The following is a 19,043-nucleotide window of genomic DNA, read 5'->3' on the forward strand; positions in this document are numbered from 1 at the left end:
AGGGATCGACAGTGACCCCCACAGTTCCATCCGGCTGGTGCGCTGCGACGCACCCGGCCCCGTCGAAGGCCAGGTAGCCCATGCGCAGAGTCGCCATCACCGGCCTGGGCGTCGTGGCGCCGGGCGGGGTCGGTGTCAAGGAGTACTGGGACCTGCTCACGGCGGGCCGCACCGCCACACGCAGGATCAGCTTCTACGACCCCTCACCGTTCCGCTCCCAGGTCGCCGCCGAGTGCGATTTCGACCCGCGGGCCGCGGGTCTCTCCCACCAGGAGATCCGCCGGCTCGACCGCGCCGCGCAGTTCGCGGTGGTCTCCACCCGCGAGGCTCTCGCCGACAGCGGGCTCGACACCTCGGTGCTCGATCCCGGACGCATCGGCACCTCGCTCGGCAGTGCGGTCGGCTGCACCACAAGCCTGGAGCGGGAGTACGTCGTCGTCAGCGACGGCGGACGCAAGTGGAACGTCGACCACGAGTACGCGGTCCCCGAGCTGTACCGGCACTTCGTGCCCAGCTCGATGGCCGCCGAGGTCGGGTACGCGGCCGGGGCGGAAGGCCCCGCTGCGGTCGTCTCCACCGGCTGCACCTCCGGCCTCGACTCGCTGGGCCACGCGGTGGAGCTCATCCGCGAGGGCACCGCCGACGTCATGATCGCGGGCGCCACCGAGGCGCCGATCTCGCCGATCACCTCGGCCTGCTTCGACGCCATCCACGCCACCACCCCGCGCAACGACACACCGGAAAGCGCGTGCCGGCCCTTCGACCGCACCCGCAGCGGGCTGGTGCTCGGCGAGGGCGCGGCGATCCTCGTCCTGGAGGAGCTGGAGAGCGCCCGCCGCCGGGGCGCGCACATCTACGCGGAGATCGCGGGCTTCGCCTCCCGCTGCAACGCCTTCCACATGACCGGCCTCAAGCCGGACGGGCGCGAGATGTCCGAGGCGATCGACGTCGCACTCGCCGAGGCCCGGCTCGCCGGCGACACCATCGGCTACATCAACGCCCATGGCTCCGGCACGAAGATGAACGACCGCCATGAGACCGGCGCCTTCAAGCGCAGCCTCGGCGACCACGCGTACCGCACGCCCATCAGCTCCATCAAATCAATGATCGGTCACTCCCTCGGAGCCATCGGCTCCCTGGAGATCGCGGCCTGCGCCCTGGCGATGGAGCACGGCGTACTGCCGCCCACCGCCAACCTGCACGAGCCGGACCCCGAACTCGACCTCGACTACATCCCGCTGACGGCCCGTGAGGCCAGGCCCGACGTGGTCCTCAGCGTCGGCAGCGGCTTCGGCGGCTTCCAGAGCGCCATGGTGCTGGCCCGTCCGGAAAGGAGCGTCGTATGAGCAGGACCGCCGTGGTGACCGGCCTGGGTGTGGTCGCGCCCAACGGCCTGGGCACCGAGAAGTACTGGAAGGCCACCGTGGCCGGTGAGTCCGGGCTCGGCCCGGTCACCCGCTTCGACGCCACTCAGTACCCGTCGCGGATCGCCGGCGAGGTGTCCGACTACGTCGCCGAGGAGCACATCCCGAGCCGGCTCATGCCGCAGACCGACCACATGACGCGCCTCGCGCTGACTGCCGCGGACTGGGCCCTGGCCGACGCCGGTATCGACACCGACGAACTCCCGGAGTACGGCATCGGCGTGGTCACCTCGGCCTCCGGAGGGGCCGTCGAATTCGGCCAGCGCGAGCTGCAGAACCTCTGGAGCCAGGGCAAGGAGTACGTCAGCGCGTACCAGTCGTTCGCCTGGTTCTACGCCGTCAACACCGGCCAGATCTCCATCCGGCACAAGCTGCGCGGGCCCAGCGGGGTGCTGCTCACCGAACAGGCCGGCGGCATCGACGCGATCGGGCAGGCCCGCCGCCATGTCCGCAAGGGATTTCCCGCCGTGATCTCCGGTGGCGTGGACGCGGCCATCTGCCCCTGGGGCTGGGTGCCGCAGATCGCCTCCGGGCTGATGAGCACGGAGAACGACCCTGACCGCGCCTACCTGCCGTTCTCCTCCGAGGCGGGTGGTTACGTGCCGGGCGAGGGCGGTGCGATCCTGCTCGTCGAGGACGCCGAATCGGCCCGCGACCGAGGCGCGGCCCGGATCTACGGCGAGATCGCCGGCTACGCGGCGACGCTCGACCCGGCCCCGGGCTCCGGCCGGCCGCCCGGTCTGCGCAGGGCCATGGAGAACGCCCTGGCCGACGCCGGCGTCACGGCCGCCGGCATCGACGTCGTCTTCGCCGACGCGGCGGGAGTCGCCGAGCACGACCGGGCCGAGGCCGAGGCGCTGGCCGCCGTCTTCGGCCCCCGCGGCGTCCCCGTCACCGCGCCCAAGACGATGACGGGACGCCTGCTCGCCGGGGGAGCGGCACTGGACGTGGCGAACGCGTTGCTCGCACTGCGCGACGGCGTGATCCCGCCCACCGTCAACGTCGGCGAACCGGCACCCGGACACCACCTCGACCTGGTCACCGAGGCCCGCGGGGCCGACCTGCGCACCGCGCTCGTGCTCGCCCGCGGTCACGGCGGCTTCAACGCCGCCCTGGTCGTACGCCGCGTCTGACCCCTAATCGCCCCCCGAAAGCACCGCAAATCAACAGGTTCGACCGAGAGGACGCCCCACCATGACCACCACGAGTACCACGAGCACCCACACCATCGTCACCCTGACCGACCTGACCCGCATGCTGCGCGAGAGCGCGGGCGAGGAGGAGGGCGTCGACCTGGACGGCGACGTCATCGACACCCCGTTCATGGACCTCGGTTACGACTCGCTGGCCCTGCTCCAGGTCATCGGCCAGATCCAGCGCGAGTACGGCATCGAGATCCCGGACGACGCCGTGGTCGACGCCGAGACCCCGGGGGCGCTGCTCGCCCTCGTCAACTCCGGCCGGGAAGCGACTGCCTGAGCCGGCTCCAGCCGCGGTCGCCCCGCCCAACATCCCCCGTGGGCGGGGCGGCCGCCCCCCACCTTCCGCCCCCCACCTTCCATCCCCCACCTCCCCCACACGACAACGCATGGAGGCAACCATGTCGCTCACGTCGTCCAGCGCGGTGGTCCGAAGGCTGGTCGTCAGCCCCGGCGCCGCGCAGTCGCAGCAGGTCGCGGCATCCCCGGCGGGCGTCTCGGCGGTGCTGCGCGCCTTCGGCCGCCCGCTCGAACAGCTCCCGGCGCGCACCGTCGTCTACATCGGCGCCGCCATCTCCGAACTTAATCCCGAACACGAGGGATTCACCGTTCGCACCGTGCCGGGCCTCGGCCGCGCCCTGCGCCTCGCCCACCGCGAACTCCACGACGGCACCACCGACTTCGCCCTCGTCGCCGGGTTCGGCGAGCCGGACCCGCAGACCATCACGGTCCACGCGGTCAAGCGGGCCGCCGAAGCCGTCGCCGACGCCGATGCCGTAGTCGGCGTACTCGACCTGGCCGGCGGCACCGAGGACGACATCCCGCCCCTGCGTCCCCTCCAGCACGGACGCCGCGTCACCGACCCCGAACGCCACCGGCTGCTGCTCTGGTCGGGCCGGGACCCCCAGGACGAGGTCCGCGTCCGCGACGAACTGGGCTCACTGCTCGACGGACTGCCCGGTGAGGCGTTCCCCGCTCTGCCCACCGCCCTTCCCTGCGGCGCGGCCCCCGGCCCGGTGCGGGGCGCCGCCGTCGCCGTCTCGGTGCCCGCCGCCGGAGCCGTACGGAAGGCAAGGGCCGTACGCGCCGACCGGCCGCGACCCGTTGCCCTGCTCTTCCCCGGCCAGGGCTCCCAGCATCCCGGCATGGCCGCCGGCCTCTACCGCCGCGAGCCGGTCTTCACCGCGGCCGTCGACGCCGCCTTCTCCCACATGGGCCAGGAGGGCCCCCTGATCCGCGAGGACTGGCTGACCACCGGCGAGCCCCGGGTCCCGATCGACGACGTACGCCGCGCCCAGCCGCTGCTGTTCGCGATCGACTACGCACTCGGCCGGCTCGTCCTCAGCTGGGGCGTGCGTCCGGTCGCGCTGCTCGGCCACAGCGCCGGCGAACTGGTCGCGGCGACCCTGGCCGGGGTGGTCTCCCTGCCCGACGCGGTCGCCATGGTGAGCGCCCGCGTGCGGGAGGCGGTGAAGATCCCGGCGGGCGGCATGCTGGCCGTCGGCGCGAGCGAGGAGCAGGTACGCCCGTACCTGACCGACGAGGTCACCATCGCGGCGGTCAACGCCGCCCAGCAGGTCATGCTCGCCGGCTCGGCCGCTCCGCTGGCCGCCGTCGAAGCCCGGCTCAGGGCGGACGCCTTGACCGTGGTCACGGTCCCTGCCACCAGCCCGTTCCACTCCCCGGCGATGGCCCCCGCCTCCGAGCTCCTGGAGAGCGACTACAGCCGGATCCCGCTGTCCGAGCCGCGACTGAACCTCTACTCCGGTTACACCGGCGCCCTCATGCGCGCCGAAGAGGCTCTCAGCCCGCGCTTCTGGGCCCGCCAGGTCACCGACACCGTGTACTTCCGGTCCGCGTTGGAGGAACTCCTCGCGATCGAGGACGTCCTGCTGATCGAGGCGGGGCCGCGCCAGACGCTCACCGCCTTCGCGCGCAGGCACCGCGCGGTCCGCCTCGGAGCGAGCGCGGCGGCTCCGCTGCTGCCGGCCCGCCGGGGTACCGGTGAAGCCGACCGCCAGTCGGTCCTGACGGCGGCCGCCCGTATCTGGACCGAGGGCCACGACCTCGATCCGGACGCCCTCGCCCGCCTCTGGACGTGGAGCGACGAGGACTCCACCGCTGCTGCCGGGCGCCGGGACCCGGCCCCCGCCCTGCGCCGATGAGGACACTGAACCGAATGCTGAAGGGGTTCTACGGGGCCATGGTCGCAGCGGGCTGGATGTCGCTGGGCATCGCCATGCCCCCACCCGTCGAGCCCCGCCGCCCCTTGCACCCGCCGCCCCCGGGCTACCCGGAGCGACTGCGTCCCGACATACCGCTCAGCAGCACGGAAAGAGCGCTGGAACGCCAGCTGATGGAGCCGACGAGGAAGCGGGAGTGAAACGGCCTACGTGCTCCCGCGCGGTGCGGACCCGGTGCTGCCCCGCGCGGGCCGACGAGTTCGCGTGGCACCGCGCCCTCGGGGGTCAGCCCTGGGTCTCCTGCGGTTTCGCCTCGACTTTCCGCATACTCTGGTCTTTCAGTTCGGTGCGGGCTTCTGTGCGATGGCCGCGGGCGATGTAGTCACGTACCACCGCCTCGATGGCGTCCTGGGGCGAACCGACCCCGGCCAGAACCATCACTTCAACCACCAGCTCGGCATCGAGACTGATGTTGACCTTGGCCACAGACGCCCCCTTCGACACGGATCTGGAACTCTAACGCAGTCACCTCGGCCGCCGCAGTGGTTCGAGGCCGGCTGAGAAGCGCGCCACCTACTCCTCCCCGTCCAGGGTGATGACTACCTTGATGTCGTCGTCCTGCGCGGTGAACGCCTCGGCTGCGCGTTCCAGCGGCACCCGCCTGCTGATCATCCGTTCCAGCCAGGTGTGATCGGCCCGGGCCAGCGCGTCCGCGGCCAGCCCGTAGTGCCGCAGGTTGGCGTTCACCGATCCCACGACCGCATCGTTCTCCAGTACGAGTTCGCGGTTGAGGCTGCCGGCGTCGATCGTGAGCCGCCGGCCCCTGGGGGAGACGCCTGTCAGGCAGACGATGCCGTAGGCGGCGGTTCCCGCGATGGCCTCGAAAACCAGGTGGCTGACGCCGGTGGCCTCGATGATGATGTCGGGCCGGACGCCGGCGACCACCTGGTCGACGCCGTCGGTGTGGTAACTCGCCCCGAGGTCGGCGACGAGGGCCGGCTTGGGCCCGCTGGTGACCTGGTCCAGCACGTGCACGTCCAGGCCTCTTTGTGTCCCGAGCAACGCTGCCAGCAGCCCGATGGGACCCGCGCCGGTCACCAGCACGCGCTGCGGCTCGAACCAGGCCCGCGCGCCGACCCTCTCCACCTGCTCCCACGCCTTGGCGACCACGGTGGTGGGTTCCATCAGCATTCCGACGCGTTCCAGCCTCGGGTCGAGCTTGACGGCATAGTCACATTCCACGGTCCAGGACTGCGAGGCGTAGCCGTCGCGTTCCTTGATGCCCCGCTCGGTGTAGCGGCCGTTGCGGCACATGTCGAACTCCCCGTGCGCGCACGCCGGACACGGCTCGGGGTCGGGCCGGCGTACCACCCCCACCACCAGGTCACCGGTCTGGAACCCGCTGTTCCCTGGTGCCCGGCGCACCCGGCCCAGCGACTCGTGGCCCAGGACGAGCCGGTCCCGGCCCGGCGGGGCCCACCCGTACTCACCTGCGGCGATCTCCTTGTCCGTGCCGCACACGCCGACCGCCAGGCCGTCCACGAGCATTTCGCCCTCGGCGGGCACGGGATCGGATACGTCGCTCAATTCCAGCGAGCCCGAGTGCATCGGCCGGACGGTTACCGCGCGCATGGCCTGTCCTTTCTGTCGGGAACACCTGGTTCCGCGGCCGCCGTGGTGTCGTCGTAGACCAGCAGACCGTCGGAGCGCAGGCGCAGCCCCGGCGTGGGTGGATGAGGAACGAGCCGCCCGTCGTGCATCAGGTGATGTACGGGTACATGGCGGGCCACGGCGGCGAAATCGGCGATCAACCGGCGGTGGCAGCGCCACCAGAGAGCCTCGCCGCACATCACCGCCGTCCGGCAACGGGAGGCTCCTTCGAGCAGCCGGTCCATGGCGGCCACGAAAATCGGATCCCGGGTGTGGGCGGCGTACCCCCGGAACGAGGAGTTGCGCCAGATGACGTCGGGCGAGTCGGGCGGCGCCTTCCGGAAACCGCCCAGAGCCTGTTCCCACCGGTAGGCGATTCCAGCTTCGGGCATCCATCGCGCGAGGCGGTCCCGGCCGAGATCGGGGTTACGGCGGCTGCCAGGTCCGATGCGCACATCGACCACCGACTTCACATCGGCACCCTGCAGCAGTTCGACCAGACGCTCACGCTCCGCCGTGCTGTGGCCGAAGGTGATCAGGCTCGGTCCGTGCACGCTCAACGCCCTCTCTTCTCCGCTCAGGACCCGCTTCCGTACCTCGAGTCTTCCCTTCGCCCACGGGATCTGCCACAACAGGCCGGGGGCACACCTCTGCCTTCCGCGCAGGCACCGAAGCGGTCGGTCCGGTCGGTCCGGTCGGTCCGACGTCGCCGGCAGAGCCGACCCCGAGCCCATTCACCGCATACCCGACAGATACAGTCAGACTGCGCCGACCGAACCACGACACGTGCGCCAGGGCGAGCCACCTGTCGATCACAGTGCTCCGCGCAGCTCACCCGCCCTCGCTCCGCCCCTGTCCGGCCATCGGCCGCCTGCCCCGGAAACGCCATCACATGAGCATCGACGCTGACCTGCGTCCCGAACCCGCCCGCGCCGGCCCTGAGGCGCTCCGCCGACGCAAGGGGAAGGCCGCGGGTCCTGCTCCGGCGCGCCCCACGCCTGCGGCCGCCTTCCACAGCGTGAGCGCCGCGACAGCCATCCTGCTGGGCCTCGCCGCTATCGGCGCGGTCATCCACGAACCGGTACTGATACCGCCGCTCGCCGCCAGCGCGGCCCTCGTGCACAGCGCCCCCACCCTCCCGCTGGCCCAGCCCCGCAGCGTCGTCATGGGCCACCTCCTGGGCGCCGCCGTCGGCTACGGCGTCCTCGCGGCCGCAGGCAGCAGCGCATGGGCAGCGGCCGTGGCGGCCGGCGTCACGCTGGCCCTGATGACGGCCGCGCGTACCCCGCACTCACCCGCCTGCGCCACCGCCGTCGTCATCGTGCTCCAGACTCCCGCACCCGCCCGGTTCGTCCCCCTCCTGCTCGGCGCCACCGTCCTCCTCGTCCTGGCGGAATTCGCCGCCTCCCGCATCCGCCGCACGGCACCGAAGTACCCCGCCTACTGGTAAGAAGTCGACGCCCCCTGACGCGGCACGCACGCAAGCCGCTCGCCGGCAGCGCCAACTCCCGCACCCGGCAGCATGGTTCGACTCGGGACCGGCTCTTGTAGAAGTCTACGAAGAGCCGGTCTCAGCCTGCGGACTTTTCATGTCTTCCACCCCTAACCGATTCCGCTCGGTTGGCTGTGTACTCCTCACACAAGTTGCAACGAAGCAAGGGATGAGGGGCGTGGACTTACTCCGACCCGCCGCATGGGCGGAAGCGCTGGATGCGAGCGGGGAAACTTCCACTCGAGCGACACCAACATCGTTGACGCGGGGTCGAGTTCGGCTTCCCGTCACGACCCGGGACTACCACCACCCCCAGACGTACGCCAGTTGGACTGTGCGCAGGACGTCGGCAAGGCGGGTGGTTCCGCGCAGGGGCGGGACATGCCACCGATGGCGGTGAATGTCATCGAAATGACCCACACCCCGGCCGCACCGGAGCGCATTGTCGGCGTCGAGCCGCAATGACCCGCGGGGCGCCACTTGTTGCCCCGGGCGCGGTGTCCCGCAGGGGGAGAGCATCCGGGGATTCCCTACCGTTTTCGAAGAAGGAGCGACCGTGACCGCAAACACCCAGGAAACCAGCATCCAGGATTTCGAGCGCGTCTGGATGGAAGAGGCGATCAGATTGGCCACCAACAGCGTGACGAACGGCGGCGGTCCGTTCGGCGCACTGGTCGCCAAGGATGGCGAGGTTGTCGCGATCGGGAACAACCAGGTCACCGCGACCCTGGACCCGGTGGCGCACGCCGAGGTGAGCGCGATGCGTGCCGCCTGCAAGCGACTGGACGCCTTCTCGCTCGAGGGCTGCGTCCTGGTCACTTCGTGTGAGCCGTGTCCGATGTGCCTTTCCTCCGCACTGTGGGCGCGAGTCGACCGGATCGTCTACGCCGCCGATCGGCACGATGCCGCGGTGGCCGGTTTCGACGACCGCAAGTTCTACGACCTGTTCGAAAAGAAGCCCGCGTCGATGTGGCCGATGCCGGTCGAGCGGCTGGACCTGCCGAACCGTACGGCGCCGTTCGACGCGTGGCTGGCCAAATCCGACCGCATCGACTACTGAGCAGCGGGTTCACCGCTGGGTCTGCGCTGTACAGCAGGCGGCCACCGCTTGATCTTCGCTTGTTCACACCACGAGATGATCACCGGTGGTCGCTCCGCAGAGGGTCGACGGTCCTCGACGGTGGTGGACCCGTGCATGCCGCTGTTACGGCACGGGAGCGCTCCCAAGTAAACCGTGCAACTGGCCTTGCCACGGCACCAGGACGCCCCTACAGTCCCAGCCGATGGAGATGGGAGCGCTCCCAAGAGCGTTTCGGCCAAGTTGAACCCTCCACCGACGGAAGGGCAGCATCCAATGAGGCGGTTACGAAGAGAAACACGGCGTCTGCGAACGCTGGTTGCCGCGGTCATCACCGCAGGACTCATATCGGTGGGCGGCCTCGCGGGCGCAACGACGGCCCAGGCCGCCCCAGTGGTCGAAGAGGGCGCGAGCGGCGCCGCCGCGGCCAGTGACGACTGGCTGCACACCAAGGGCAACAAGATCGTCGATGCGAACGGTGACGAGGTCTGGCTCACCGGCGCCAACTGGTTCGGCTTCAACGCCTCCGAGCGGGTCTTCCACGGACTGTGGTCCGGCAACATCACCGGCATCACCAAATCCATGGCCGACCGCGGCATCAACATGGTCCGGGTGCCGATCTCGACGCAGCTCCTGCTGGAGTGGAAGAACGGCCAGGCGACCGTCCCGTCCGGCGTCAACAACCATGCCAACCCCGAGATCGCCGGCAAGACCTCACTGGAGGTCTTCGACTACTGGCTGAGCCTGTGCGAGCAGTACGGCATCAAGGTGATGCTCGATGTGCACAGCGCGGAAGCCGACAACTCCGGTCACAACTACCCGGTGTGGTGGAAGGGCGCCATCACGACCGAGCAGTTCTACGCCGCGTGGGAATGGGTGACAGCCCGCTACAAGGCCGACGACACCCTCGTCGCCATGGACATCAAGAACGAGCCGCACGGCAAGGCGAACGAGCCCACCCGTGCCAAGTGGGACGGCTCCACCGACCAGGACAACTTCAAGTACGCCTGTGAGACCGCGGGCAAGCGGATCCTGGCCATCAACCCGAACGTCCTGGTGCTGTGCGAAGGCATCGAGGTGTACCCCAAGGCCGGTGTGAGCTGGACCTCCACCACCCCGGCCGACTACCACTCCACCTGGTGGGGCGGCAACCTGCGCGGCGTACGCGACCACCCGGTCGACCTCGGCGCCAACAGCGACCAGCTCGTGTACTCCCCGCACGACTACGGACCGCTCGTGTACGCCCAGCCCTGGTTCACCGGCACCTGGGACCGCACCACCCTTGAACGGGACGTCTGGGATCCCAACTGGCTCTACCTGCACAAGGAGAACAAGTCGCCGCTCCTCATCGGCGAATGGGGCGGCTTCCTCGACGGCGGACCGAACGAGAAGTGGATGAAGGCGCTGCGCGATCTCATCGTGGAGAACCGCATGCACCAGACCTTCTGGTGCATGAACCCCAACTCCGGTGACACGGGCGGCCTGCTGCTCGGTGACTGGAAGTCGTGGGACGAGCAGAAGTACGCCCTGCTGAAGCCAGCCCTGTGGCAGCACGGCGGCAAGTTCGTCAGCCTCGACCACGAGGTCCCGCTCGGTGGCACCGGGAGCACCACGGGCATCAGCCTGACCGACGTGTACGGAGGCGGGGAGCCCGACCCGACCGACACCACCGCCCCCACCGTGCCGGCCGGGCTCAACTCCACCGCCACGACGGCGAACAGCGTGTCCCTGTCGTGGTCGGCTTCGACGGACAACGTGCGCGTGACCGGTTACGACGTCTACCGGGGCACGGCCAAGGTGAACGCCACACCCGTGACCGGTACGTCGTTCACCGACACGGGCCTGGCTGCCTCGACCGCGTACAGCTACACCGTGCGGGCACGGGACGCGGCGGGCAACGTGTCGGCGTCGTCAGCGGGGTTGAGCGTGACGACCCGGGCCCAAGACGGTGGTGGCGGCGATCCGTCGGGCGCGGTGAAGGTCCGGTACAAGAACAATGACAGCTCCGCCACGGACAACGCCATCCGCCCGGGGCTCCAGGTCGCCAACACCGGATCCACCCCCCTCGACCTGAGCACGGTGTCGGTTCGCTACTACTTCACCCGGGACGGCGGGGCGCCCTCCGTCAGCGCGTGGTGCGACTACGCGGCGGTCGGGTGCGCGCAGGTGAAACTGAGGGTCGTCCCACTGACCACGCCCCTCACGGGCGCGGACGCCTACCTGGAGGTGACGTTCGCCGGCGGCTCCCTCGCGGCGGGCAAGGACACCGGTGACATCCAGCTCCGGATGAGCAAGTCGGACTGGTCGAACTTCAACGAGGCCAACGACTACAGCCGTTCGGCGGCGACAACCGCGTACGCCGATGCCCCCGCCGTCCCCGCGTACACCGGCACCACCCTGGCCTGGGGCGCACCACCCGCCTGAACGGTGGACTGTTCGGGCGCGCCGACCGCCCCGGCGGGGCAGTCGGCGTACCGCTCACCTGCAAGGTCACCGCGTCGTGGGGCGGTGGATTCACCACCGACCTCGCGGTGAAGAACACCGGCGCCACCGCGATCGGCGGCTGGAAGCTCGGCTTCGCCTTCAAGGGCACCGAGAAGGTCACCACCGCCACCAACGTCGCCCACAACGCCGCCATTCCGGCGGGTGGCACCGTGTCCTTCGGATTCCAGGGCTCCGGTGTGCCTGCCGGCAGGTGGGGCAGCGGCGTCGCGACGGCCTCAGAGAGGCGAGACGTCGAGGCCGGGCAGGTCGGCCGGTGCCGGGCAGATCCTGCGGCCGTAGTGGTCGAAGACGTACAGATGCGCGAGGTCGACGAGGAGCGGAACCTGCGTGCCGCTCCGCAGCCGCATGTCCGGACCGGTACGGACGACCAGGTCGCTCGCCCCGAGCGTGGGGCGCTCCGAGTCGTGCGCGGTGCCCCCGGGCGGCGCCGCGACGTCCGGTTCGTCGAGGACCACGACCGGTCCCGCGACGTGCTGCGCCGCCCGCTCCCTCAGCCGGGACAGCATGCCCGGCGCCGGAGTGCCCCGGCGGCGACGTACGGCAGGTCGCGGCCGCGGTGACTCCAGATCCGGTACGACGGCGGGCTGCGAGCCGGTGTTGAGGTGTACGAGTGCCTCGTGCCCCTGGTACTCCATGTGCTCGACCAGACCGCTGATCGCGACCTCACCGGGGCGGGCCTCACTGGGCGTGGCGATTCGTACGGCCTCCGAGCGCAGCCCGACGATGATCCGTCTGCCCTGCTGGATGCGGAGCAACTGGTGGTCCGGGCTGAGGGGCTCGGGAAGGCGCAGCCGCTGCGCGCCGAGAGCGATCGACATCGCGCCCTCCAGCGGCGCGTGCACGACGGCCTGGAGGAGGTTGATGCGCGGGGTGCCGATGAACGCGGCGACGAAGACGTTCTCCGGCAGCCCGTAGGCGTCCCGGGGGTGGCTGAGCTGCTGGAGCACGCCGCCGCGCATGACCGCGACCCGGTCGCCGAGTGACATCGCCTCGGACTGATCGTGCGTGACGTACACGGTTGTTACGCCCAGTTCGCGGGTGAGGTGCGCGATCTCGGAGCGCAGACGGCTGCGCAGCTTCGCGTCGAGATTGGACAGCGGCTCGTCCATCAGGAAGACGGTGGGCCGCCGGGAGATGGCCCGTCCCATCGCGACGCGCTGCCGCTCACCGCCGGAGAGCTGACCGGGGTAGCGGTCGAGGATGTCCTCGATGCCGAGCATCCGGGGGGTGGCCTCGACGCGTGGGCCGGAGTCCTCTCCGGGGGCCTCGAAACGCAGGGGGAAGCCGATGTTGTCGCGGCTGGTCATGTTCGGATAAAGGGCGAAGTTCTGGAAGACCATGGCCATGCCGCGCTGCCCCGGCGGCAGGTGATTGGCGTACTCGCCGTCGAGGAACAGATCGCCCGCGGTGATGTCCTCAAGTCCGGCGATCATGCGAAGGACAGTTGACTTTCCGCATCCGGAAGGGCCGAGCAGCACGAGGAACTCGCCGGGGGCGATGTCGAGGGAGACGCGGTCGACGGCGCGAACGGCCCGGTCGTACGTCTTGGAAACGCTGTGCAGGGAGATTGAGCCAGACATGGGGTTCCGCCCAGGGCGATTCAGCGCGACGGCTGCGGCCAGAAGTGACAACTGGGCACGCAACGTAGCCTGCTACTGGTCAGTCAGGAATGGCCTGGCCCGAAACACTCATGACGCTGAGCACGCGATCCGTCGCCCGGCTGCAGGGGAAAGCGACGATCCTCGTCCGATGTCTTGACGCGGCATCTGCGACCTTCGACATTGGGAGCGCTCCCAAAGTCACTCCCACCGCACCCGTAACTCGCCATGTCTCAGGCTCCGCGAACCTCCCTACTCCCCGCTGGAGGACCCGGCGTGTCGCATCCTCAGCCTCCCCTTTCCCGTACGACTCGGCGTCGCAGACGCTCGGCGCCGGGTGTCGCAGCCCTGGCTGCTCTCGCCGGCCTGCTGGCCGGCACGGTGGTCGCCTCACCCGCCGCTGTACCCGCCGTCGCCGCCGAACCGGCCGACGAAACACCCGAACTCATCGCCAACGGCGACTTCTCCGAGGGCACCGCCCCCTGGTGGTGGACCGGCAACAGTCCCGCCGCGGTCGTGGACGGGCGCCTGTGCGCCGATGTCCCGGCGGGCACAGCCAACCCGTGGGACGCCATCATCGGGCAGAACGCTCTCACTCTCGCCGTCGGCGAGGGATACACGCTCAGCTACACGGCGACCTCGACGGTGCCGCTCACCATCCGTACCAACGTGCAGCTGGGAGCCGATCCCTGGACCACGGAACTCTCCGCGACGCAGCAGGTCGGCGAGAGCGCCGAACGCGTCAGCCACACCTTCACGGCGGCGGCAGACCACGATGCCGCGCAGCTCGTCTTCCAACTCGGGGGCAGCGAGAAGGCGTTCACCTTCTGCCTCGACGACGTTTCGCTGCGTGGCGGCACCGCACCGCCCCCGTACGAACCGGACACCGGCTCTCCCGTCCGCGTCAACCAGGTCGGCTACCTCACCCACGGCCCGAAGAACGGCACATACGTCACTGAGGCGACCGAGCCACTTCCGTGGACGCTCAACGCCGCCGACGGGACCCGGCGGGCCAGTGGCACGACCACCCCGGCGGGCGTCGACACCACCTCACGGCAGAACGTCCACACCTTCGACTTCGGCACAGTCACCACCGCCGGACAGGGCTACACCGTCACGGTCGCGGGGGACAAGAGTGAGCCGTTCGCCATCGGCGACAACCTCTACGCGTCGCTCCGCACCGACGCGCTCGCGTACTTCTACCACAACCGCAGCGGCATCGAGATCGACGCTGACCTCGTCGGGGAGGAGTACGCCCGCCCGGCCGGCCACGTCAACGTGAGCCCCAACCAGGGTGACAACGACGTGCCGTGCCAGCCCGGCGTGTGCGACTACCGCCTCGACGCGGCCGGCGGCTGGTACGACGCCGGTGACCACGGCAAGTACGTCGTCAACGGCGGTATATCCGTAGCACAGTTGATGTCCGCCTTCGAACGGACCCTGACCGAGGAGAACGCCGACGCCGCACCGCTGGGCGACGGCGAACTTCCGCTGCCGGAGCACGGCAACGCCATCCCCGACATCCTCGACGAGGCCCGCTGGGAGATGGACTTCCTCATGCGCATGCAGGTCCCGGCGGGCGAGCCGCTGGCCGGCATGGCGCACCACAAGCTCCACGACAAGGCATGGACCGGGCTGCCGACCCGGCCCGACCGTGACCCCCAGCCCCGCGAACTGCACCCGCCGTCCACCGCGGCCACCCTCAACCTGGCGGCCACCGCCGCCCAGTGCGCCCGTCTCTTCGCGCCGTACGACGCCGCCTTCGCCTCTCGCTGCGACAAGGCCGCCCGTACCGCCTGGAACGCGGCGAAGGCCCACCCGGACATCCTGGCCGACCCCAACGACGGCACGGGCGGCGGCGCGTACTCCGACACCGACGTACGGGACGAGTTCTACTGGGCGGCGGCGGAACTGCTCATCACCACCGGGCAGGACACCTACCGTCAGGCACTTCTCGGCTCACCGCTGCACGGCGACACCGACGCCGTCTTCCCGCGCGGCGGTATGTCGTGGCAATCGACGGCGGGCCTGGGCGCCCTGGATCTGGCGACCGTGCCCAACCGGCTCTCCGCCGACCAGCTCAAGGCGGTGCGCGGCACGGTGACGCGAGCGGCGGACGGTTACGCGGCCGACTCCGGCAAGGCCGCGTACGGCATTCCGTACGCGCCATCCGACGGCCACTACGTGTGGGGCTCGAACGGCCAGGTCGCCAACAACATGGTGGTCCTGGGCACCGCGCACGACCTGACCGGCAAGGCCGCCTACCGGGACGCCGTGCTGCGCGGGCTGGACTACCTCCTGGGCCGCAACCCGCTCAACACGTCGTACGTCACCGGCTACGGCGAGCGGGGCGCGCGCAACCAGCACCACCGGTTCTGGGCCCACCAGCTCGATCCGTCCCTGCCGAACCCCGCGCCCGGTTCCCTCGCCGGCGGACCGAACGACGCCATCCAGGACCCGCTGGCGCAGAGCAAGCTGAAGGGGTGCGCCCCGGCGATGTGCTACATCGACCACATCGAATCGTGGGCGACGAACGAGGTCACCATCAACTGGAACGCCCCACTGGCCTGGATCGCCGGTTACGCCGACGACCTGGGCGGCGGCGAGAGCCGGACGGCGACCTGCGAGGTCGCGTACGCCTCACAGCGCTGGGACGGCGGCTTCACCACCCAGGTCGTGCTGAAGAACACCGGCACCCGGGCGCTCAGCCCCTGGCAGCTCACGTGGTCGTTCGCCGACACGCAGCGGGTGACCGACACCTGGGGAGCCACCATTTCCCAGACCGGCCCTGCCGTCGTGGCCAAGTCACTGAGCTGGAACGCGAGCCTGCCTCCCGGCGGAACCGCGCGCTTCGGCTTCAACGGAAAGTCGACCGGCCAGGTGAACGACCCCCGGGTCTTCGGGCTGAACGGCCGGCCCTGCGGGGTGAGGCCGGTCCGCTGAGCGCGTCATGAAGGGCGTCTGACGGGCACATGCCCAGGTCAGACGCCCTTCATACGCCTCACATATGCTCCGCGCCCGCCTTGATCGCTGCGCGGATACGGACGTACGTGCCGCAGCGGCAGATGTTGCGTATGCCGTCCAGGTCGTCGTCGGTGATACGGCGGCCTTCCTCCTTGACGCGGCGGACCAGGGCGACGGCGGCCATGATCTGGCCGGGCTGGCAGTAGCCGCACTGGGCCACGTCTTGGTCGAGCCAAGCCTGCTGCATCGGGTGCAGTTCGGCGCCGACGGTGGCCGCAAGCCCTTCGATCGTGGTGACTTCGTCGGTCGGCCGCAGGTCCTTGACGGGGATCGCGCAGGGGTTGGCGGCCTTGCCGTTGACGTGGCTGGTGCAGGCTTTGCAGACGTTGATGCCGCAGCCGTACTTCGGTCCGGTGATGCCGAGGATGTCGCGCAGCACCCACAGCAGTCGCTCGTCATCGGCGGCATCGACGGTGACCTGCTCGCCGTTGACGCGGAAGGTGTGCTCAGGCACGGGGGGCTCCTGTCTTCAACGGACGTGTTCCAGGCCGTCGGTGGGGGACGCGGGGATCGGAGGAACGGTGGGCTTGGGGGTGAAGGACAGGGCGCTGTGGTTGATGGGGAAGCTTGTCGGCATGGTGCCAGTGGCCCGGCCGTAGGCGCAGGCGACCGCGGCCATCGACGCGGCGACGCCGAGTTCTCCCGCACCGCCGGGTTCCCCGGTGGTCGTCGGCATGACGATGATCTCCAGCTCAGGTGGTGTGTTCCACTGCCGGGTGTAGAAGTAGTTGTCCCAGCTGGCCTCGAGGAAGTGCCCGTCGCGCAGGTGCAGGCCGGCGGTCAGCGTCTGGGCGATCCCGTCCATGAGGCAGCCCATCATCTGGGCCTCCAAGCCGCGGGGGTTGACGGCCAGGCCGACGTCCACGGCGAAGACGGCCTTGGTGACACGTGGCCCGGCCACGCCGTCGCGGATGGGGCGGTTGACCGTCTCGGGCCGGCAGTCGATCTCCACGAGCACCGCGCTGACCGCGTGGTACTCGGAGTGGAAGGCGATGCCCTGCGCGGTGCCGTCCGGCATGGCGCGGCCCCAGTTTCCGACCTCGGCGACCTTGTCCAGTACCGCCCTGGAGCGGTCGTCGCGGAGGAAGTCGCGCCGGAACCGGTAGGGGTCCTTGCCCATCTTCGCCGCGAGCCGGTCGACGATCAGCTCCCGCGCGCAGGTGACGTCGGGGGAGTAGACGCCCCGCATACTGCCGGTGTTGAAGCTCTTGTCGGTTTCGGCGAGCAGTCGGCTGTGGGCGCCGAAGTTGTAGGGCATCGACTGGGAGAGCTGGAAGAACGTCTCGGAGAAGCCGATGTCACCCACCGGAAGTTTCGCGGCCAGGGCGGTGAAGACCTCGCCGAGCCCATGGCCGAGGTCGGTGGCCACGCTGGTGTGCCGTTGCTTGTAGCTGAGCACTGAATTGCCGAGGTAGGCGGCGCGCACGCGGGAGATGGCCATCGGGTGGGTGCGTCCCTGGCGGGAGTCGTCGGCCCGGTGCCACATGAGTTTGACGGGTTTGCCGATTTCCCGGGATATCTCGGCGGCTTCCAGTGCGGCGTCGTGGAACAGCTTGCGCCCGAAGGAGCCGCCGCCTTCGATGACATGCACGGTGACCGCGTGGAGCGGCAGCCCGAGCTTGGCGGCGATGGCCTGTTGGGCGACGATCGGTGCCTTGAGGCCCGACCAGATCTCCGCGCGGTCGGACCGCACGTCGGCGATGGCGCAGTTGGTCTCCAGGGCGCTGTTGCTGCGGAAGTGAAAGGTGAAGGAGGCTTCCACCGACGGAGTCACCGGGGGAAGCCCGAGCGGGAGTTCGGCGGCGCGCAACTGCTTCCGTACGGACTCGTCCGACTTCCCCTCCGCGCTGCCGGGCTTCCAGGACACCTGGAGGGCGCGCACGGCGTCGATGCACTGGCCGAATGTCCGAGCGCGCACCGCGACGCCGGTGGAGATCACCACGACATCGGTGACGCCGGGCATGGTGCTGACCTGGGCGAGGTTGGTGACGGAGCCGACCTTGCCGTTGATGGTCGGCGCACGGCAGACCATGGTCGGCCTGGCCTCCGGGACATTGAGGTCCATCGCGAACTTCTTGCGCCCGGTGACGGCGTCGAGCGCGTCGATACGGTTCTGTGGCGTGCCGATGACAGTGAAGTCCTGGCGCTCCTTGAGCTCCACGGACACGTGCCGCGACTCGGCACTCGCGGCCTTCCCGGCGAGAGCACCGATGCCGATGCTCCCGCCCACGAGGTCGGTGACGACGCCGGCCTTCAAGGTGAGGTCGGTGACCGCCGCGCCGAGCTCGATCGCCGCTGCATCGAGGAGGCGGCCCCGGGCGACGGCGGCGGCGACCCGGACCGGGGTGAAGGTCGAGATCGTCGTGTTCGAAGCACCGGTGAGCTGATTGAACACCAGCTCGGGCCGCGCGTCGGCCGACGTGACCCGCACCTTGTCGAGCGGGACGTCCATCTCCTCGGCGATGAGCATGGCTGTCGACGTGGTGATGCCTTGCCCGACCTCGGCCCGCGGCAATGCGAACGACACGGTGCCGTCCGTGTTGACCACGACCTTGATCAGGTTCGCGGTCGGCAGGGCCGCCGCGGTCATCACGTCGTTGAGGTCGACCAGCTCGGTGATGTCCGCCGACGGTATCCCGGCCGCCGCGGTCCGGGCGGTGGCCTCCGGCGCCCGGCCGATTTCGGCGGCGGTCGCCAGCGTTGGAGCGGCCAGCACGTAGCCGAGGAACCGGCGCCGGCCGATGCCGGGTGCAGCGGACTCGGGCCGAGTCGTACGCGCAAGGGGCCGAGCCGAACGGTCATCTCTGGTCATCGACGACGCCCTTCACCCATCGCTCCACACGGCACCATCTCGTCTTCATCCGTTCTCCTGCGGCTCGCTGTCGTACGT

Annotated in this window: 15 protein-coding genes and 1 pseudogene; 10 read left to right on the forward strand and 6 right to left on the reverse strand. The window is 70.0% G+C overall.

Features of this window, described 5'->3' with window-relative positions; translation table 11 throughout:
* Positions 1 to 80: 80 nt before the first annotated feature.
* From AC1P0E_RS27465 to AC1P0E_RS27485, 5 genes are all read left to right on the forward strand, one after another.
* Positions 81 to 1,346, forward strand: coding sequence for a beta-ketoacyl-[acyl-carrier-protein] synthase family protein (locus AC1P0E_RS27465; protein ID WP_482744788.1), 1,266 nt, complete (start codon positions 81 to 83; stop codon positions 1,344 to 1,346).
* Positions 1,343 to 2,557 (forward strand): ketosynthase chain-length factor, encoded by a 1,215-nt coding sequence (locus AC1P0E_RS27470; RefSeq protein ID WP_482744789.1) that lies wholly within the window; start codon positions 1,343 to 1,345, stop codon positions 2,555 to 2,557. Before AC1P0E_RS27465 ends, AC1P0E_RS27470 begins: the two co-directional genes overlap by 4 nt.
* 61 nt (positions 2,558 to 2,618) lie before the next feature.
* Entirely contained in the window at positions 2,619 to 2,903 is a 285-nt protein-coding gene (locus AC1P0E_RS27475; protein ID WP_482744790.1) for an acyl carrier protein, read from the forward strand.
* 121 nt (positions 2,904 to 3,024) lie between these two features.
* Entirely contained in the window at positions 3,025 to 4,788 is a 1,764-nt protein-coding gene (locus tag AC1P0E_RS27480) for an acyltransferase domain-containing protein (RefSeq protein WP_482744791.1), read from the forward strand.
* 14 nt (positions 4,789 to 4,802) lie between these two features.
* Positions 4,803 to 5,006: a DUF6059 family protein gene (locus AC1P0E_RS27485; RefSeq protein ID WP_482744792.1), complete on the forward strand. Its 204-nt coding sequence runs from the start codon at positions 4,803 to 4,805 to the stop codon at positions 5,004 to 5,006.
* An 85-nt stretch (positions 5,007 to 5,091) separates the two neighbouring features.
* Here AC1P0E_RS27485 and AC1P0E_RS27490 read toward each other — a convergent pair whose 3' ends face one another.
* The 3 genes from AC1P0E_RS27490 to AC1P0E_RS27500 all read right to left on the reverse strand — a co-directional run bounded on the left by AC1P0E_RS27490 (position 5,092) and on the right by AC1P0E_RS27500 (position 7,016).
* A complete protein-coding gene (locus AC1P0E_RS27490; protein ID WP_482744793.1) occupies positions 5,092 to 5,292 on the reverse strand; it encodes a type II toxin-antitoxin system VapB family antitoxin in 201 nt (66 codons plus the stop codon).
* 87 nt (positions 5,293 to 5,379) lie between these two features.
* The gene (locus AC1P0E_RS27495; RefSeq protein ID WP_482744794.1) at positions 5,380 to 6,438 is read right to left on the reverse strand and encodes a glucose 1-dehydrogenase; all 1,059 of its coding nucleotides are present in this window, start codon (positions 6,436 to 6,438) and stop codon (positions 5,380 to 5,382) included.
* Positions 6,426 to 7,016, reverse strand: coding sequence for a DUF488 domain-containing protein (locus AC1P0E_RS27500; RefSeq protein ID WP_482744795.1), 591 nt, complete (start codon positions 7,014 to 7,016; stop codon positions 6,426 to 6,428). The genes AC1P0E_RS27495 and AC1P0E_RS27500 overlap by 13 nt, the downstream gene beginning before the upstream one ends.
* Positions 7,017 to 7,348: 332 nt before the next feature.
* Between AC1P0E_RS27500 and AC1P0E_RS27505 the strand changes: the two genes are divergently transcribed.
* The 4 genes and pseudogenes from AC1P0E_RS27505 to AC1P0E_RS27520 all read left to right on the forward strand — a co-directional run.
* On the forward strand, positions 7,349 to 7,906 hold the full coding sequence (locus AC1P0E_RS27505; protein ID WP_482744796.1) for an HPP family protein: 558 nt from the start codon (positions 7,349 to 7,351) through the stop codon (positions 7,904 to 7,906).
* A gap of 598 nt (positions 7,907 to 8,504) precedes the next feature.
* A complete protein-coding gene (locus AC1P0E_RS27510; RefSeq protein WP_482744797.1) occupies positions 8,505 to 9,008 on the forward strand; it encodes a nucleoside deaminase in 504 nt (167 codons plus the stop codon).
* Positions 9,009 to 9,377: 369 nt separating this feature from the next.
* Positions 9,378 to 11,450 (forward strand): cellulase family glycosylhydrolase, encoded by a 2,073-nt coding sequence (locus tag AC1P0E_RS27515; RefSeq protein ID WP_482744798.1) that lies wholly within the window; start codon positions 9,378 to 9,380, stop codon positions 11,448 to 11,450.
* Between the two features lie 107 nt (positions 11,451 to 11,557).
* Positions 11,558 to 11,647, forward strand: a pseudogene (locus AC1P0E_RS27520) (hypothetical protein); the annotation flags it as partial.
* A gap of 99 nt (positions 11,648 to 11,746) precedes the next feature.
* On the opposite strand, the gene AC1P0E_RS27525 reads toward AC1P0E_RS27520, so the two are convergent.
* On the reverse strand, positions 11,747 to 13,111 hold the full coding sequence (locus AC1P0E_RS27525) for an ABC transporter ATP-binding protein (protein WP_482744799.1): 1,365 nt from the start codon (positions 13,109 to 13,111) through the stop codon (positions 11,747 to 11,749).
* Positions 13,112 to 13,498: 387 nt separating this feature from the next.
* Here AC1P0E_RS27525 and AC1P0E_RS27530 point away from each other — a divergent pair, with 387 nt between their 5' ends.
* Positions 13,499 to 16,072, forward strand: coding sequence for a glycoside hydrolase family 9 protein (locus AC1P0E_RS27530; protein ID WP_482745916.1), 2,574 nt, complete (start codon positions 13,499 to 13,501; stop codon positions 16,070 to 16,072).
* A gap of 58 nt (positions 16,073 to 16,130) precedes the next feature.
* On the opposite strand, the gene AC1P0E_RS27535 is transcribed toward AC1P0E_RS27530, so the two are convergent.
* Together AC1P0E_RS27535 and AC1P0E_RS27540 are read right to left on the reverse strand one after the other, a co-directional pair.
* Entirely contained in the window at positions 16,131 to 16,607 is a 477-nt protein-coding gene (locus AC1P0E_RS27535; RefSeq protein ID WP_482744800.1) for a (2Fe-2S)-binding protein, read from the reverse strand.
* Positions 16,608 to 16,622: 15 nt separating this feature from the next.
* The gene (locus AC1P0E_RS27540) at positions 16,623 to 18,965 is read right to left on the reverse strand and encodes a molybdopterin cofactor-binding domain-containing protein (RefSeq protein ID WP_482744801.1); all 2,343 of its coding nucleotides are present in this window, start codon (positions 18,963 to 18,965) and stop codon (positions 16,623 to 16,625) included.
* Between the last annotated feature and the right edge of the window lie 78 nt (positions 18,966 to 19,043).

It is taken from the genome of Streptomyces sp. TRD_SC_5, assembly GCF_056836825.1.

Bases quoted from the DNA above. Each gene is read 5' to 3' on its own strand.
- AC1P0E_RS27495 (WP_482744794.1), bottom strand. From the start codon at position 6,438: ATGCGCGCGGTAACCGTCCGGCCGATGCACTCGGGCTCGCTGGAATTG.
- AC1P0E_RS27505 (WP_482744796.1), top strand. From the start codon at position 7,349: ATGAGCATCGACGCTGACCTGCGTCCCGAACCCGCCCGCGCCGGCCCT.
- AC1P0E_RS27540 (WP_482744801.1), bottom strand. From the start codon at position 18,965: ATGACCAGAGATGACCGTTCGGCTCGGCCCCTTGCGCGTACGACTCGG.
- AC1P0E_RS27475 (WP_482744790.1), top strand. From the start codon at position 2,619: ATGACCACCACGAGTACCACGAGCACCCACACCATCGTCACCCTGACC.
- AC1P0E_RS27465 (WP_482744788.1), top strand. From the start codon at position 81: ATGCGCAGAGTCGCCATCACCGGCCTGGGCGTCGTGGCGCCGGGCGGG.
- AC1P0E_RS27470 (WP_482744789.1), top strand. From the start codon at position 1,343: ATGAGCAGGACCGCCGTGGTGACCGGCCTGGGTGTGGTCGCGCCCAAC.
- AC1P0E_RS27480 (WP_482744791.1), top strand. From the start codon at position 3,025: ATGTCGCTCACGTCGTCCAGCGCGGTGGTCCGAAGGCTGGTCGTCAGC.
- AC1P0E_RS27485 (WP_482744792.1), top strand. From the start codon at position 4,803: ATGCTGAAGGGGTTCTACGGGGCCATGGTCGCAGCGGGCTGGATGTCG.
- AC1P0E_RS27525 (WP_482744799.1), bottom strand. From the start codon at position 13,111: ATGTCTGGCTCAATCTCCCTGCACAGCGTTTCCAAGACGTACGACCGG.